The sequence below is a fragment of the Virgibacillus subterraneus genome (genome assembly GCF_900110695.1).
Taxonomy (GTDB): domain Bacteria; phylum Bacillota; class Bacilli; order Bacillales; family Amphibacillaceae; genus Lentibacillus; species Lentibacillus subterraneus.
The window spans coordinates 205,662-223,213 of record NZ_FOEH01000004.1; the positions used below are offsets into that span (position 1 = coordinate 205,662).

General features: G+C 38.1%; 13 protein-coding genes. 2 read left to right on the forward strand and 11 right to left on the reverse strand.

Features of this window, described 5'->3' with window-relative positions; all coding sequences use genetic code 11:
- Positions 1–343 precede the first annotated feature (343 nt).
- Positions 344–2,998, reverse strand: coding sequence for a calcium-translocating P-type ATPase, SERCA-type (locus BMY13_RS12855; protein WP_092505066.1), 2,655 nt, complete (start codon positions 2,996–2,998; stop codon positions 344–346).
- Positions 2,999–3,965: 967 nt separating this feature from the next.
- Between BMY13_RS12855 and BMY13_RS12865 the strand changes: the two genes are divergently transcribed.
- Positions 3,966–5,672 carry an Rqc2 family fibronectin-binding protein gene (locus tag BMY13_RS12865; RefSeq protein ID WP_092505070.1) on the forward strand — a complete coding sequence of 569 codons (1,707 nt, stop codon included), beginning with the start codon at positions 3,966–3,968 and terminating at the stop codon, positions 5,670–5,672.
- Positions 5,673–5,708: 36 nt separating this feature from the next.
- Here the strand turns inward: BMY13_RS12865 and BMY13_RS12870 are convergent, their stop codons facing one another.
- Together BMY13_RS12870 and BMY13_RS12875 are read right to left on the reverse strand one after the other, a co-directional pair.
- On the reverse strand, positions 5,709–6,131 hold the full coding sequence (locus BMY13_RS12870; RefSeq protein ID WP_092493008.1) for an organic hydroperoxide resistance protein: 423 nt from the start codon (positions 6,129–6,131) through the stop codon (positions 5,709–5,711).
- A 194-nt stretch (positions 6,132–6,325) separates the two neighbouring features.
- Positions 6,326–7,186, reverse strand: a complete 861-nt coding sequence (locus tag BMY13_RS12875; RefSeq protein WP_092505073.1) for a LysR family transcriptional regulator — start codon at positions 7,184–7,186, stop codon at positions 6,326–6,328.
- A 113-nt stretch (positions 7,187–7,299) separates the two neighbouring features.
- Between BMY13_RS12875 and BMY13_RS12880 the strand changes: the two genes are divergently transcribed.
- Positions 7,300–8,070: a class I SAM-dependent methyltransferase gene (locus BMY13_RS12880; protein WP_092505075.1), complete on the forward strand. Its 771-nt coding sequence runs from the start codon at positions 7,300–7,302 to the stop codon at positions 8,068–8,070.
- 56 nt (positions 8,071–8,126) lie between these two features.
- Here BMY13_RS12880 and pyrE read toward each other — a convergent pair whose 3' ends face one another.
- From pyrE to BMY13_RS12920, 8 genes are read right to left on the reverse strand one after another with little or no spacing between them, the layout of a single operon-like run.
- A complete protein-coding gene (gene pyrE / locus BMY13_RS12885; protein ID WP_092505077.1) occupies positions 8,127–8,741 on the reverse strand; it encodes an orotate phosphoribosyltransferase in 615 nt (204 codons plus the stop codon).
- Positions 8,728–9,438, reverse strand: a complete 711-nt coding sequence (gene pyrF, locus BMY13_RS12890) for an orotidine-5'-phosphate decarboxylase (protein WP_092505079.1) — start codon at positions 9,436–9,438, stop codon at positions 8,728–8,730. The genes pyrE and pyrF overlap by 14 nt, the downstream gene beginning before the upstream one ends.
- A complete protein-coding gene (locus BMY13_RS12895) occupies positions 9,435–10,349 on the reverse strand; it encodes a dihydroorotate dehydrogenase (protein ID WP_092505081.1) in 915 nt (304 codons plus the stop codon). The genes pyrF and BMY13_RS12895 overlap by 4 nt, the downstream gene beginning before the upstream one ends.
- Positions 10,346–11,098, reverse strand: coding sequence for a dihydroorotate dehydrogenase electron transfer subunit (locus BMY13_RS12900; RefSeq protein WP_092505083.1), 753 nt, complete (start codon positions 11,096–11,098; stop codon positions 10,346–10,348). Before BMY13_RS12900 ends, BMY13_RS12895 begins: the two co-directional genes overlap by 4 nt.
- On the reverse strand, positions 11,095–14,295 hold the full coding sequence (gene carB / locus BMY13_RS12905; protein ID WP_092505085.1) for a carbamoyl-phosphate synthase large subunit: 3,201 nt from the start codon (positions 14,293–14,295) through the stop codon (positions 11,095–11,097). Before carB ends, BMY13_RS12900 begins: the two co-directional genes overlap by 4 nt.
- A complete protein-coding gene (locus tag BMY13_RS12910) occupies positions 14,288–15,388 on the reverse strand; it encodes a carbamoyl phosphate synthase small subunit (RefSeq protein ID WP_092505087.1) in 1,101 nt (366 codons plus the stop codon). Before BMY13_RS12910 ends, carB begins: the two co-directional genes overlap by 8 nt.
- Complete coding sequence (locus BMY13_RS12915; RefSeq protein ID WP_092505089.1) at positions 15,381–16,664, reverse strand: dihydroorotase; 1,284 nt, start codon at positions 16,662–16,664, stop codon at positions 15,381–15,383. The genes BMY13_RS12910 and BMY13_RS12915 overlap by 8 nt, the downstream gene beginning before the upstream one ends.
- Positions 16,627–17,547 (reverse strand): aspartate carbamoyltransferase catalytic subunit, encoded by a 921-nt coding sequence (locus BMY13_RS12920; RefSeq protein ID WP_092493018.1) that lies wholly within the window; start codon positions 17,545–17,547, stop codon positions 16,627–16,629. The genes BMY13_RS12915 and BMY13_RS12920 overlap by 38 nt, the downstream gene beginning before the upstream one ends.
- Positions 17,548–17,552: the final 5 nt, after the last annotated feature.

Here is a 17,552-nt window from a genome sequence, read left to right on the forward strand (position 1 = left end):
ATTAGAAACACTATATTTCCTTATTATAACAGTCCTTTACAAAAAAATAAAAACCCATCTATTATACTAATTCGATTTTGAAGTTAAACCAGTTGAAATGTAATTGCTATTGGTGGTTGCCGGGAATGTGCCCGCCTTCCGTGAAATCCTCGTTCTGTCGCTCTCTGTAGGAACTCGCCAGCCAGTGTTTTCGAAGGATGTCTCACAAATTCCCATCAAAGTTCTTCTGCTCATTCCATTTGATCTTTTCAGCAATATATTAAAAAAGCGGTTCAATTACGGCTGCAAATTGCATTTTTGTACACCGTAACTGAACCACTTTTAACATTAAGGGCTCTGACAATTATTTTTTTGTAAACCCAAATAAAACAGTTGGAAGTGAGCTGAGAACAAGTATTAGCATCCAGTCTCTAACATTTAGAAATGTCGTATGAAAGATTGGCTGCAACGGCTCCCAATAGATAACAACAAGCAACAATAGAAGTGATGAAAGTACTGCTAAAACCAAATATTTATTTTCAAAAGGATTGCGGGCAAAAACCGAATTTTCACTTCGGCAATCGAACACATGAATTAATTGAGCCATTACCAATGTTGTAAATGCAATAGTTTGTCCATAAATTAAATTATCCGGGTTATCCTGATATGTCATCATAAACGCAATCAATGTAAAAACACCAATTAATATGCCACGACTGATTATTTTAAAGCCCAACCCCCTAGCAAATATTCCTTCTCTTGGATTTCTTGGCCTCCTTCGCATTACATCACCTTCTGATTGATCCAGCCCAAGTGCCATTGCGGGAAGTCCGTCTGTTACAAGGTTCACCCATAATATTTGTACTGGTACCAATGGCAAAGGGAGTGCTAATAACATAGCAAAGAGCATAACAAGAATCTCACCCACATTTGACGCTAATAAATAACGGATAAATTTTCGAATGTTTTCGTAAATATTTCTTCCTTCACTAATTGCAGATTTGATAGTAGCAAAGTTATCATCCATTAGTACTAATGAAGAAGCTTCTTTTGTTACATCTGTTCCGCTCCTTCCCATACTAATTCCAATGTCACTTGCTTTAATGGCTGGCGCATCATTCACACCATCCCCAGTCATTGCTACAATATGACCTTTTTCCTGAAAGGCTTGGACAATTTTTAATTTATGCTCTGGAGTAACACGAGCAAATACGTAAACCTGATCGATGACATTACGAAGTTCTGTGACAGACATTTGGTTTAGTTGGTATCCATCCAAAACCATTCCATTTTCAGGAAGCAGGTTCAGGTTAATCGCAATTGCACGAGCGGTTTTTTCATGGTCGCCAGTAATCATTACTGTCTTAATGCCAGCATCCCGACATTCCATAATAGCTGTTTTTACTTCTTTTCTTGGTGGATCCATCATTCCGCATAAGCCAACAAACGTTAAATCTTTCTCCAGTGTGGCTGAATTTAAAGGATCATCCTTTGAAATTGGCTTCATGCCTATTGCTATCGTTCGTAACGCCTTTTGAGCCATGTTGTTAATTTCATTGTCAATCGTTTGCTTGTCCTCTGAACGCAACAATTTGCGACCACCTTCACCTAAAAAGAAAGCAGAACGTGGCAATAATACGTCTGGAGCACCTTTCGTAATTAGAAACCGCATGTGGTTTTCATCTTCAATAACCATACTCATTCTTTTGCGATCAGAATCAAATGGTATTTCTTTTATAATTTGGAAATTGTCATTCACTTTTGGGGATAACCCAAGCTTTCTGGCAGCAACAAGCAATGCTCCGTCGGTTGGATCCCCGTCAACAAAGTATTTCCCTTTTTTGACTTGTAATGACGCATTATTACATAACAGACCATATAAGAGCATCGATTCAAGATTGGGGTAATCGCGGTCCACTTTTTCTTTATTTGCAAAAAAATCGCCCTGTATTTCGTAACCATCGCCCGTAACATATAAGTTTTTCCCATTTACATAGACTTCTTTTACCGTCATTTGGTTCTCTGTCATTGTACCAGTCTTATCAGAACAAATAACTGAAGCACACCCTAAAGTTTCCACTGCAGAAAGCTTTCGAACAATCGCTTTCTTCTTAATCATGCGCTGAACACCTAATGATAATGCAACTGTAACGATTGCAGGTAGTCCTTCTGGTATAGCTGCAACCGCTAAAGATACTCCTGCAAGAAACATATTATATAAAGGATGACCCTGATAAACACCTACAAAAACGACTAATGCCGTTAAAAAAAGTGCAACGACAATTAGAATTTTTCCCAGTTCTGTAAGCTTATGCTCTAATGGAGTGATAGTCTTCTTTGTCTTCACCATTAATGATGCAATTTGTCCCATTACTGTATTCATTCCGGTTCCAACAACGATACCTAGTCCGGATCCTCTTGTAACCAACGTTCCCATGAAGCCCATGTTGACCTGATCCTGTGCGTCAAGGTGGTCTTTACTTATTGCAGTAGCATGCTTCATTACTGGGAGCGATTCACCGGTAAGTGCCGATTCTTCTGTCTCCATGCTATTTGATTTCGTTATGCGTATATCAGCAGGAATCCGATCTCCACTGTTCATACGCAATACGTCACCCACAACCACATCTTGGGATGGAATCTTTTCCCACTTCCCATCACGGAGAACATTCGCCACAGGTGCAGACATTTCTTTTAGTTTAGCAAGTGATTTTTCTGCTTTTTGTTCTTGAAAAAAGCCAAGAAAACTATTTACTAAAACGATTACCATAATCGCTATTGCATCAACATATTCACCAAGTAATCCAGCAATTAAGGTTGCAGCAAGAAGAACCAGAACCATAAAATCCTGGAATTGTTTAAAAAAGATCAACCACTTAGATGTGTTTTTTTCAGTTTCTAGTTTATTTGCTCCGAATTCTTTTCTGCGTTGTTCCACTTGTTTTTCTGCAAGTCCGCGGTTTGTCGTAACATGCAATTTTTGTTCGACATGGTCTACATCTAATTGATACCATTTCACACTGCATTCCTCCAAATTCATCTACATGCACTATAGTTAAACGTAATCTTTATACGATATCTATGCAGACTCGTCCCAAAAAATGCTATAATTGAATCAAAAGCGGAAGTGCCCGTTTAAGAATGTATTTTACTTTTGGTTCTTTTTTTAAATTTTGTTGCTTCTTAACCCTTGCAGTTGATTTAAACTGTGTCTCAATGATATTTTCTTTTGTGACACTTTTTCCCGTTCTAATGATGGTGAGTGCCTTGATTCGTTCCGGCAAAATACTTTGCTTTCACCTCTCCGGGTACAAAGGCGACATATACTCCTTCTATCGCCTTCGTAGTGTCTTCTTAGCCATGAGCACGGCATCAGCCTCCTCGTAATGTTAAGAATACTTCTTCCGGAGTCTTAGTAACGTGCTGTTCCCATAGGAGTCTACTTATACTGCCTCCACCGGTAGAGTTCTTCTGATTAATGAGTAGTTATGGTCTATGAAATCAACATTCGTGGAGCAATTACAAGCTGTGTAAAAATGTGTTTCTCCTAAGGGAAGAGTAGCAATTGAGGATCCCGCAGTGAGCGTTACTTGCTCCGTTGAGGCTGAATTGCTGCCCCAGAAAAGCGAGTATCTTTCCAGCTGGACTTAAAAAGAACTGCGTGTTTCTTTAAATAGTTTAAAAAACATTGCTTTTATCCACCAGAATATACATTTTGTTAATTTTCTAGATTATAGTTAGCAAAATCGAGCGTAGGAAATACACGAAGACTCCTGCGTGTCACCGGCTAAAACCGGTCACGTCCTGTGACCAACGCCAGTACTGGAACGTCCTGTTCGTCGAACCAACAGCTGAAGATCCCGCAGGAAGTGATTTTGCTTCCGAGGAAGCTGAAGCGTTGACTGCAGAAAGCGAAGTGTATTTCCGTAACGGTGTCATACACTTTAAAAAGCAGCCTTACTTATTAGAAAGCAAGAGGTGATTACATGCCATTTGATGGAATCGTTACAAGAGCAGTAACGAGCGAACTAAATACAACCTTAACCCCAGGAAAAATCACGAAAATTTATCAGCCGACTTTGACAGAATTAGTTTTCACTATACGAAGTCACGGCGAAAACCATACATTGCTATTGTCGATTCATCCTGTATACGCACGGTTACACATAACAAGAGATTCCTATAAAAACCCTAAAGAACCTTCGATGTTTTGCATGTTGCTTCGTAAACATTTATCCGGTGCAGTAGTTGAATCCATAGATCAATACGGAATGGAGCGAATTGTTACCTTTTCGATTCAAGCACGAAATGAAATTGGCGACATGACAACGAAAAAACTTGTGATCGAGCTAATGGGCAAACACAGTAACGTTATGCTAGTTGATGGAGAAAAGGGACATATCCTTGATAGTTTAAAACATGTATCTATCTCACAAAACCGATATCGAACAACATTACCCGGTCATGACTATAAACTTCCACCAAGTCAGGATAAGCTGAATTTATTGGATATTGACAAAGAAACATTTGTTCGAAAGCTTGATTTTAATGCCGGAAAAATGGATGCCCAAATCGTCCATACCTTAATAGGTGTTTCTCCTTTAATTGCTAAAGAAATCGTCCATCAGGCAAAGCTTGGATCATCTGAGACCTATAAAGCCAGGTTTGAAGCCATACAGGAACTGATACAAAATAATAACTATACACCAACAATTTACCGGTACAAAAAAGAAGATTTTCATGTCCTCCCAATATCTTTTCTTGACGGTCAAGAGGAAGTCTTTTCAGACACTAACCACATGCTTGATAATTTTTATTCCGGTAAAGCAGAGAGAGATCGTGTGAAGCAGCAAGCAAAAGATCTTTATCAGTTTATAAAAAATGAAAAAGATAAGAATCAACGTAAGCTAAAGAAACATGAAAAAACAATCAAAAAAGCTGAAGGTGCCGACCGTTATCAACGGTTGGGCGAGCTGTTAACAGCCAATATGCATCAAGTAAAGCAAGGTGATCAATCAGCTACAGTAATCGATTATTATGATCCAAATCAAAATGAAATGATAATCGAATTAAACCCAAATAAGACACCTAGTGAAAATGCACAAAGCTTTTTCAAAACGTATCAAAAACTAAAAACTTCCATGAAAAAAGTAAAACAGGAAATTAAAAAGGCAAATAACGAGATTGCCTATTTAGAGCAATTGCTCCAGCAAATAGATTCCGCACGTGAGGCTGACATTGAAGAAATCCGAGATGAACTTCGTGAAGAAGGTTATTTAAAAAGGCAAAAACAAGGAAAAAAGAGAAAGAAAGAAGTTAAACCTGAACCAGAAAAGTTTATTGCAACAGATGGGACACCAATTCTTGTAGGGAAAAATAATAAACAAAATGAATATGTAACAACGAAGCTTGCACATCGTGATGATATTTGGCTGCATACGAAAAACATACCGGGATCTCATGTCATTATTCGTGATAAGGAGCCAAGTGAAGATACATTGCTTGAAGCAGCACTGCTTGCAGCATTCTTCAGTAAATCACAGCAATCATCATCAGTACCTGTTGATTATACGAAAATTCGCCATGTAAAAAAGCCGAATGGTGCTAAACCTGGTTATGTTACCTACGACAACCAGAAAACGTTATTTGTAACACCAGATCAAGCTACCGTAGAAAAACTAAAAAACGGATAATCCTGAATTGGATTATCCGTTTTACTTTAATTAGATTTAGGAAACTGCTTTTGGATTTAGGGTTACCTCAACATTTCCACGAGTTGCTTTGGAATAAGGGCACACTTGATGGGCATCTTCAGCCAATTCCTCTGCCTCTTCAGGACTAACACCTTCAATATTAATATTGAGAGTTACCTCAATTTTAAAGCCATCATCCTCAGGGTCCTTGCAAAAACTGACTTCAGCAGTAGTTTCTGAGTCAATCTTCTTTTTTTGCTTTGAGGCAACTAAGTTAAGCGCTCCGTCAAAACACGCTGAGTATGTTGCTGCAAAAAGCTGTTCTGGATTTGATCCTTTTTCATCTTTATTATTTGCCGGATTTACTAAGTTTAAGTCAATTAAACCGTCATCCGATTTAACATGTCCGTCACGTCCATTTTTTGCCGTTGCTTTTGATGTAAATATTACTTCACTCATCTTAAAACACTCCTTTGAGTACTATATATATATTATGTTCCTTTTTATTGTTCTTATTAAACATCTTAGAAAACTTGGATTATCGTCAGACACTATGAAAGCGTATTTTTCCTTAATACCCCTTATACATTGGAATGCAACCATCAATGGCGAAAGCCTTATATACCAATTAAGAAGGTATGCTTTCTTAACTGCTAAAGGAAGTTTTCACTCAATACTGCAGAAATAAACTGATCCACTTGTGGTAATTTACGTACACCTTCCTGATAACAAACCCAGGTATCTCTAGTAACTCGCTCACCATTTAATTTCATAGAGATATGCGGAAACTCATCCATCATCGAATCTGAGACGCTTTTTGGGAGAACGGACATCCCGAGACCTTGCTTCATAAACTGTTTGCATGTTTCGATTTGATCAACTCGAATCGTTTTCACAGGTTTTATCTCATCCTGATGATGATAAAGCCAATTATCTACTAATTCATGCATGCTATCATCACTCTTAAATGATATTAGCGGGCGTTCTTTTAACTTATTTTTTGGAAAAGGTTCGGTATCAAAAATGTATAACGGATCATCGAAAAGATTCGTACAAACACTTTCTTTTAACTTCTCACCACGAATAATGCATACATGGTAATTTTTATGGCCCCTTTTAATATCTTCACTAATACCAGTTACTAAATCAATAGCAACCTTGGGAAATTCTTTCGTATAATCTGCCAGAATTGACGGTAAAAAACGCTGACTCACAAGTGATGAGCAAGCAATAGATAGTGTTCCCTGAACTTCTTCGCTTGATTGTGCAAGCGAACTTTTGATTACTTCTTCCTGATCAACCACTTTTCTCGCATGGCTTAATATCATTTCACCGGCCGGAGTCAAAACTAATTTTTTTGGTGTTCGAATAAAAATACTTTCTTCAAAATATTCCTCTATGTACTTAAGTCGTTGGGTAACCGCTGGCTGTGAAATTAATATCGCTTTGGCAGTCCCGCGAATTGTACCTACTTCATTCAATTTTAACAGTAGTTCATAATCTTCTATTTTCATAATGGCTCCTCGTATGATAAGTATTTGTTATTACTTTATATTATAAACTAATATTGTACTTATTGCATAACAAAGCATATGATTAAAGTAGAATATGAAAAGAGGGTGAATCCATGCGAGAGAAAGTTGATGTAAAACGTGTCTTTTCGAAAAATAAAGAAGCCTATGTGACGAGTTCAACACATGCATTTGGTAAAGATTTATCATTAATGATTAACTGGCTGCAGCCTAAGTCAACGATGAAGGTTCTTGATATTGCGACTGGGGGCGGTCATGTTGCCAAGAATCTTGCTAATCATGTTGAAGAAGTTGTAGCTACTGATATTACCGAAGAAATGCTAGAGAATACAGCTCTGTATCTGGAATCGCATAAAAATATTTATTATGCTGTAGCTGATGCGGAAGACTTGCCATTTACAGGCGAAAATTTTGATATTGTTACATGCAGAATAGCTGCACATCATTTTCCCAATCCAGAGAGGTTTATTGCAGAAGTTAATCGAGTATTAAAGCCTGAAGGACAGTTTTTGTTAATAGATAATATTGCTCCAGAAGATTGTAAATTTGATCAATTCATTAATTCACTCGAAAAAATGCGCGATCACAGTCATATACGGTCACGCTCTTTAATAGAATGGAAAAACCTGTTTGTTGATCATGATTTATCTATTATCAAAGAACAAACCCATAAGAAAGTGTTGCCATTCCGCGAATGGGTTCAGCGCACATTGGATGATGATGAAACAATTCAACATGTAGGTCAATTTATTCTTGAATCAGATAATGAAACAAAGAACTATTTTCAGGTGGATACTGAGGATGACATCATCCATTCATTCGCCATTGATGAATGGATGGCATTGGGTGCTAAAAGAACAGATTAGTATAAGGAAGGCTGTCTAAAAGACTTTAAACCATTAGACAGCTATCAATAATAATTTTAAAGTTCATTCCGCCACTCCTGTAACTTTTTATTCTCATATTCATTAATAATGCCGTCTGCTAAAAGTAAATTAAGTATTTCATCATAGTTCGTAATCGTTTGGTGTGATAATTTCATTTCATCAAACTGCTTTTTGGCTTTCGTTAATCCATATGTAAAAATAGCGAGAACACCCAGTACATTAACACCTTCTAACTGAAGTGCTTTGGCTGAATCGATTGATGACCCACCAGTAGAAATCAAGTCTTCAATAACTACTGTCTTTTGTCCGTCTTCAACCTTTCCCTCAATCTGGTTTCCTTTGCCATGTCCTTTTGGCTTAGATCGAACGTAAATCATTGGCAGGTCCAGCTTATCAGCAATCCATGCCGCATGTGGAATTCCTGCTGTTGCACATCCAGCAATAACATCCGGTTTTTCGTCCATTTGCTCGATTAATTCAACAAATGCTTCAATGATTTTTGCGCGAATTTTTGGATAAGACATTGTCAGCCGATTATCACAATAAATGGGTGATTTGATTCCAGATGTCCATGTAAAATAACGATCTGTTCTTATTTGAACAGCTTTTATTTCTAAAAGATCCCTTGCTATATCATTACTTAATACCATTTCGCCACTCCTCCTGCACTTTCTCATATGCTGACTTTGGATCCTGTGCATTTGTTACGGTCCGACCAATCACGAGAAAGTCAGCTCCATTTTCCCTAGCAAGAGCCGGCGTTGCGATTCGCTTTTGATCGTTCCCATCAGATCCTTGCAACCGAATTCCGGGTGTAACAGTTAAAAACGATGAGCCACATACATCTTTAATTTCCTTTGCTTCCTGAACCGAGCAAACGACACCATCTGCTCCATTTTTATTTGCTGTTACAGCAAGCCGAACAACATTCTCATTTACACTTCCGCCAATATTTAACTCTTTATATAAAGAAGTATCATCCATCGACGTAAGAACTGTTACTGCAATTAATTTTGGTTCGTGATTCGAATCCCCAGAAATCAACCCTTCTTTTGCCCGTTTAATCATTTCACTGCCACCTAACGCATGGACATTAACCATATCAACTTCAAGATTCGCAATATTTGTCATCGCCTTCATTACTGTCGTGGGGATATCATGAAGCTTTAAATCAAGAAAGATGTCATGATTATCCTGCTTTAGATTCTCTATTAATCGAGGACCTTCCCGGTAAAATAGCTCCATGCCAACTTTTACAGGAACTCCTTGAAAATTATGAGCATCAATAAACGTTCTGGCTTCATTCCAGGTGGAAAAATCCAATGCTAGATACATGTTATTCCTCATACTCCATGCCCCTTTCCAATGGCATCCTTAACCGAATCGAATCCGTATTTTTGTAATACAGCTGGTAATTCATCAATTATTTCCGGACATGCAAAAGGATTTTGGAAGTTAGCTGTTCCCACGGCTACAGCATTAGCTCCAGCAAGCAAGAATTCCAGTACATCTTCAGCTGAAGAAATTCCGCCCATACCAATAATTGGTATATTGACATGCTGCTTTACTTCATAAATCATCCGAATCGCAATTGGTTTAATTGCCTGACCAGAAAGACCACCAGTTTTATTAGCCAATAATGGCTGCTTATTATCTAAATCGATTTGCATCCCTGTTACCGTGTTAATCATAGATAACCCATCTGCTCCTGCCTTTTCAACTGCCTTTGCCATTGCTGTAATGTCAGTAACATTAGGGGAAAGCTTTACATAGACTGGCAGATTACTAGCTTCTTTAACTTTTTGCGTTACCTCAGCTGCCATATCAGGATTAGTACCAAACTGAATCCCGCCTTCTTTTACATTAGGACAGGAAATGTTAAGTTCTAATGCGTTAACCGATTCAGCATGATTAAAAGCGCTCGCTACCTTCACATATTCTTCGAGGGAACTTCCGGCTACATTCGCAATGATTGGAACAGCATACGCTGCTATAAAGGGTATTTCGGTTTCAATAATTTTTTCTACACCAGGATTTTGCAGACCGATTGCGTTCAACATTCCTGATGTTGTTTCTGCAACACGGGGTGTTTTATTACCGTAACGTACTTCACCTGTTGCAGCTTTCATAATGACTGCACCAAGCTTTTTCAGATCATAAAATTCACTATATTCCCTGCCAAATCCAAAGCATCCGGAAGCAGGCATAACTGGATTTTTTAATTTTAAACCGGGTAAATCTACCGCTAAGTCTGTCATAATACCACCTCATCCGCTGCGAATACAGGTCCGTCCTTGCAAATTTTTTTATAACCGCCATGACTATCTGTAGGAATAACACATGCAAAACACGCTCCAACACCACAGCCCATCCGTTCTTCAAGTGAAATGTAACCACTGTGATCCTGCAATTGCTTTGTAACAGCTTTTAGCATGGGGATGGGACCACAGGAATAATACGTATCAAAATCTTCAATCTGATCCATTACACTAGTTACAAACCCTCGATATCCGTATGTTCCATCATTCGTCACGACATATGTTTTTCCTAGTTCTCTTAAATTCGCTTCGTAAAAAACATGTTCTTTCGACTGGAATCCTAGGACAGCTGTAACTTTGATTCCTTTCTTTTTAAGAGTCTTCCCCAGGTTGTATAGTGGCGGAATTCCAATACCCCCGCCAACTAACAATACTGAATTCAATTTACCCTCATATGAAAATCCGTTACCGCTAGGTCCTAAAGCATCAATCGACATACCAGGTTTATATGCTGCCAATTGTTTTGTTCCATCACCAACTATTTTAAATAAAATCGTAATTTCATTATTATTGCGGTCTACATTTGCGATTGAAATTGGCCGACGCAATGTATGGCCATCAACCAACAAATGTAGAAACTGTCCTGGGATCGCAGTTTTGGCTACATATTCATTCACAAGTGTCATTTCAAACGTATCTAGCGCAATAACATCTACCGATTTAACAACCAGTTCTACTTTTCTCTTCATGAAGAAACTACTTTCTTACCTGTCATAGGTCTTGCACTAAAAGTAGTCGAATCAATTACATTCAATATGGCATTTGCTGTATCTAAGTTGGTTAAACAAGCAATACCATGTTCAACTGCTTCCCGTCTAATCATGAAGCCATCAGATCTAGGCTTAATTCCCGAAGTCAATGTATTGATGACAAATTGAACATCACCATTTTCAATGATAGATAAAACATTTGGTGTGCTAGATCCTATTTTTGCAACTTCTGTAACTGGAATATCGTACCATTTTATAAATGAAGCTGTTCCAGATGTTGCATACAATTGAAATCCTAATTGATGAAAACGATCGGCAATTTCAATTGTTTCTTTCTTATCTTTATCTGCTATCGTAAGCAGCACTGCACCTTCCTGTGGTACAGATAACCCGGCAGCTATCAGTCCTTTATACAATGCTTTTTCCAGCGTTTTATCATGGCCAATTGCTTCTCCCGTTGATTTCATCTCTGGCCCAAGAATAGTATCAACACTACGTAGTTTTTCAAATGAGAATACTGGAACTTTAACGGATACAGCATCTTGCTCAGGCAATATACCTGACTCATATCCCATACTTTCTAATGTTTCCCCTAAAATGCATCTAGTAGCAATATTTGCCATGGTTACACCTGTTATTTTACTAAGGAATGGAATCGTCCTGCTTGCACGTGGATTCACTTCGAGAACGTAGACATCTTCCTCACAAACAATAAACTGGATATTAATTAATCCTTTTACATTTAACGATTGAGCAATTTTAACAGTTGCATCTAAACAATTTTCCTTAACAGCTTTACTAATTCGCTGTGGAGGATAAACTGCTATGGAGTCTCCAGAATGAACACCAGACCGTTCGATATGCTCCATAACTCCAGGTACAATAACCGTTTCACCATCACTGATTGCATCCACTTCCACTTCAATTCCAGTTATATAGTTATCGATTAATATAGGATGTGCGCTATCAGCCCCATTTGATTTTGCCAAATAGGCATTAAGTTCTTCATCATTGTAAACAATCTCCATCCGGCTTCCGCCGATTACATAGGATGGCCTAACTAATACTGGATAGCCAATATCTTTTGCTACCTCCACTGCATGATCTAATTTTGTTACCGATCTTCCTTCAGGTCTTTTTATTGAGAGGTCATTTAATAAATGTTCAAATTTGTCACGGTCTTCTGCTTTGTCGATTGATTCTAAATCTGTACCTAATATTTTCACACCACGACGTTCCAGCCCTTCGGCTAAGTTAATCGCCGTCTGTCCACCAAACTGGACAATCACGCCTTCAGGTTGTTCTAAATTTATAACATGCATGACATCTTCAAGTGTCAGAGGTTCAAAATAAAGCTTATCTGAAATACTGAAATCAGTTGAAACTGTCTCAGGATTATTATTCATAATGATAGCTTCATAACCCATCTCTTTAATAGCTAATACAGAGTGAACCGTAGCATAGTCAAATTCGATACCCTGCCCTATTCGAATAGGTCCTGACCCGAGTACTAGTATTTTTTTGCTATCTGACTGAACGGATTCATTTTCATCTTCAAAGGTACTATAGAAATAAGGTGTTTCAGATTCAAATTCTGCTGCACAGGTATCTACCATTTTATAAACAGGTTTTATTGCGTTTTCCATGCGAAATTCGTATACGTCATCAATTGTTACATTCCACAATCTCGCAATATGCGTGTCAGAGAACCCTTGTGTTTTTGCTTCTAGTAAAATATCCTGTGAAAGTTTATTAGCAGTTAATATTGTTTCCCAATCAATTAACCGCTTAATTTTTATTAGGAAAAATCGGTCAATTTTTGTTAATTGAAATACTTCTTCAACCGTCATCCCTTTTCGAATAACTTCTGCTAAAACGAACAATCGTTCATCATCTGCTTTTTGTAATCTCGCTTGTAATTCCTCAACAGTCTTATTTGCTAAACTTGGCAGCCATAATTCCTCTGTACCTATATCAAGAGAACGAATTCCTTTTAATAATGACTCTTCAAAATTACGTCCGATTGACATGATTTCGCCAGTCGCCTTCATTTGGGTGCCAAGGTAACGATCCCCTGTTACAAATTTATCGAATGGGAATCTTGGGAGCTTGGTCACAACATAATCAAGTGCAGGTTCAAAACATGCATAGGTTGTGCCAGTGATTGGATTAATAATTTCATCTAATGTTAATCCTACAGCAATTTTCGCTGCCATTTTTGCGATTGGATATCCTGTAGCTTTTGATGCCAAAGCGGATGACCTGCTGACACGTGGATTAACTTCAATAATATAGTAATTAAAGCTATTAGGATCAAGTGCTAGCTGTACATTGCATCCACCCTCAATCTCCAAAGCACGAATTATTTTTAAAGATGCATTGCGTAACAATTGATATTCGCGATCACTTAAGGTTTGAGAGGGTGCAACGACGATAGAATCACCTGTGTGAATTCCAACTGGATCGACATTTTCCATGTTACAGACGACAATGGCCTGATCGTTTTTATCACGCATTACTTCATATTCAATTTCTTTAAATCCTGCAATGTTTTTTTCAATTAAACATTGATTAACCGGTGACAATGATAATCCATTACGGGCAATTTCTTTAAGTTCCCGTTCGTCATAGCACATCCCCCCGCCGGTTCCTCCTAGGGTGTAAGCAGGGCGCACAATGACAGGAAAACCAATTTCATTGGCAAAATCACATGCATGATCGACAGAATTTACAATCTGACTATCCGGTACAGGCTCATGAAGCTCATGCATTAAAGAACGAAATTTTTCACGATCTTCTGCTTTTTCGATTGCTTCGAGTGAGGTTCCGAGCAATTCAACACCATATTCTCCCAAAATACCCGTATTTTCTAATTCCACCGCCAAATTCAGACCTGTTTGCCCACCAAGTGTTGGCAATATTGCATCAGGCTGTTCTTTGCGGATAATCTTGATTAAGAATTCAACTGTTAAAGGCTCCATATAAACCTTATCTGCCACTGTATGATCGGTCATTATTGTTGCTGGGTTGGAATTAGCAAGAATTACGGTATATCCTTCTTCTGTTAAAGCTTGACATGCTTGCGTACCTGAATAATCAAATTCAGCTGCCTGCCCGATCACAATTGGTCCTGAACCAATGACTAGTATCTTGTTTAGATTCGTATTCTTAGGCATATGATTCCTCCTCACTTTTAGCTTTCGCATTATTAATCAATTGTAAAAATGCATCAAAAAATTGATTTGTATCCTCTGGTCCTGGTGAACTTTCTGGATGATACTGAACTGAAAATGCCTGAAAGCCTTTGTGCCTTATTCCTTCAACCGTATTATCATTAAGTGCAATCTGCGTAAGTTCTAAGTCTGTTTGTTTTAATGATTCGTGTGTAACTGCATAACTGTGATTCTGTGATGTCATATATGTTTTATTTTTTTCCAGATCCTTAACCGGATGATTTGCTCCACGGTGCCCAAACTTCATTTTCTCCGTATCCGCACCACATGCTAATGCAAGAAGCTGATGCCCCAGACAAATACCGAATAATGGTACCTGTTCTACCACTGTTTTTATCATTTCAATCGATTCAGGAACATCTTTTGGATCACCTGGGCCATTTGTCAGCATGATCCCTTCAGGTTTTAATCGTAAAATATTTTCTGCCCCATAATTATATGGAACAACCGTAATATGGCAATCTCTTTTTGTTAATTCTCGTAAAATACCGTGCTTCATACCAAAATCTACTAAAATAATTCGCGTGCCCCGTCCTGGTACTACATAAGGTTTAATGGTAGATGTTTGTTTTACCTGATCCGTCTGATATGGCAGTTTCTTTACTTTTGCGACCAATTCATAAGCTGAATCGTCGCTGTCCGTTATGATTGCTTTCATTGTCCCATGCCTGCGAATAATTTTCGTTAATTTTCTTGTATCAATACCGGAGATACCAGGAATATTGTTCGCTTTCAAATAATCATGCAACGTTTCGTCGCTGCGAAAATTTGATGGATATTCACATAATTCCTTAACAATAAATCCATGAATAAAAGGTGTAACAGTTTCAAAATCATCCCGATTAATACCATAATTACCAACTAAAGGATATGTCATTGTAACGATTTGGCCACAGTATGATGGATCAGAAATGACTTCCTGGTAACCTGTCATACCTGTATTAAATACAACTTCTCCTGTTGTGCTAGCATCACTGCCAAATCCTTCACCGTTAAATACAGTTCCATCTTCCAGAATAAGCCGACGATTAGTCATGTGAATCCTCCTTGTATACGATTTTTCCTTGAGCTATTGTTGCAAATGGAATGCCTTGTACCTTCCAATTATGAAATGGTGTGTTTTTTCCTTTTGAAAAAAATGAGTATTTATCTATGTGAGCTTCTTTCGTTAAATTGAAAATGGCAAGGTCCGCTGTAGTATTCTCTTCTAATTCCCCAAATGGTAAATTAAAAACCCCAGCAGGCTTTATGGTTAACCAATCTACTAATTGTTTTAATGTGATTTTATCCGTTAAGACTAGATTCGTATATAAGAGTGAAAAAGCAGTCTCCAGACCAACAATCCCAAAAGGAGACTTATGGAATCCTTGTTCTTTTTCTTCATTTGCGTGTGGTGCGTGGTCCGTTGCAATGAAATCAATTGTTCCATCCAACAACCCGTCCAATAAGGCGTTTTGGTCTTCCTCACTCCGTAGTGGGGGATTCATTTTATAATTAGCATCGTCTGTTTTAACTGCTTGTTCATTTAATAGTAAATGATGTGGGGTTACTTCGGCAGTCACATGGATGCCTACCTTCTTAGCATCGCGTATTACTCGTACTGATTCTTTTGTGCTAACATGGCAAACATGATAATGACATCCGGTCTCTTCTGCTAAAAGAACATCACGAGCAATTTGAACTGATTCGCTTATCGAGGGAATTCCTGGGAGGTCTAATCGTTTACTTACATTTCCTTGATGTACTACACCGCCGTATACGATTGAATTATCTTCACAATGGGCAACTATTGTCATCCCGGAGGCTGCTGCTTCAGTCATTGCCTGAAGCATAAAATCAGCAGTTTGAACACCTACTCCATCATCGGTGAAAGCAAATACACCTAATTTGGAGAGTTCACTAATATTGGTTAATTCCTCACCTTTTAAATTACATGTAATTGCTCCATATGGAAGTACACGAACATGGGCGTCTCTTTTAATTTTTTCCAATAACTCATTTACCGTTTCAACATCGTCAGGAACAGGCGATGTATTCGGCATCGCGCATACCGTTGTAAAACCGCCACGTGCAGCTGCTTTTGTACCAGTCTCAATCGTTTCCTTATGTTCCCCGCCTGGCTCACGAAGATGGATATGTACATCGATGAAACCCGGGAAAACAAAGTTATTCTCACAATCTATTACTTCATCTGCTTCTTGCAACACTTTTGGTGCTATTTGCTTGATTTTCCCTTCATCAATAAATATTTCACATTTCTCTACATCATTTTTACTAATTAATCTTTTTGCATTTGTTAGGATTAGTTTCATTATGATAGCCCCATTCCTTTAATAAGATGATCATTATAGCCATTCGAGTATAAACACCATTTTCCATTTGTTTAAATATACGTGACCGCTGACATTCTACTAGTTCAGTGTCAATCTCAACCCCACGATTCACAGGGGCAGGATGAAGAATAATGGCATGGTCCTTCATTCTGCTTTCCCGTTCCTTGGTGAGGCCAAATTGCACTAAATAAGAAGTGGAATCATATTGCTTTGCTGTATGCCGTTCATGTTGTATTCGAAGTAACATCATGATATCACACTTTTCAACAGCTTCATCGATAGATATATATGGAAAATTCATGGTGTCATCTTTAAACCCAGGAGCTGCAGCAAAGTAAACGTTTGCTCCTAGTGTAGTTAAAGCGTATGCATTAGACCTGGCAACTCTGCTGTGTTTAATATCACCCACTATTACTACGTTTAAATTAGTGAACGTTCCAAACTCCTGATAGATAGTCAACAGATCAAGCATACATTGTGTTGGATGCTCACCTCTACCAGCCCCAGCATTTATCACCGGAAGCGATAGATTTGGAGTGAGTTCATCATACCAATTATCCTCCTGATGACGAATAACCAACAGATTTGCTCCAATCGCCTCACAGGTCTTTGCTGTATCATACAACGTTTCACCTTTTGTAACACTGGACGTTTCCATCTGAAAGTCGAGCGTTTCCATACCTAACTTTCTCTGAGCAACACTAAAGCTCATTTTCGTTCTGGTACTAGGTTCAAAAAAAAGATTAGCCACGAAAATCTGTTCTGGTAACTTTTCTTGTTGGAGCCGTAATTCTTCCGCTTTATTCAAAATAAGAAAAATATACTTGCTAGACAAATTTCTAGTCGATACAAAGTGTCGCATAACTC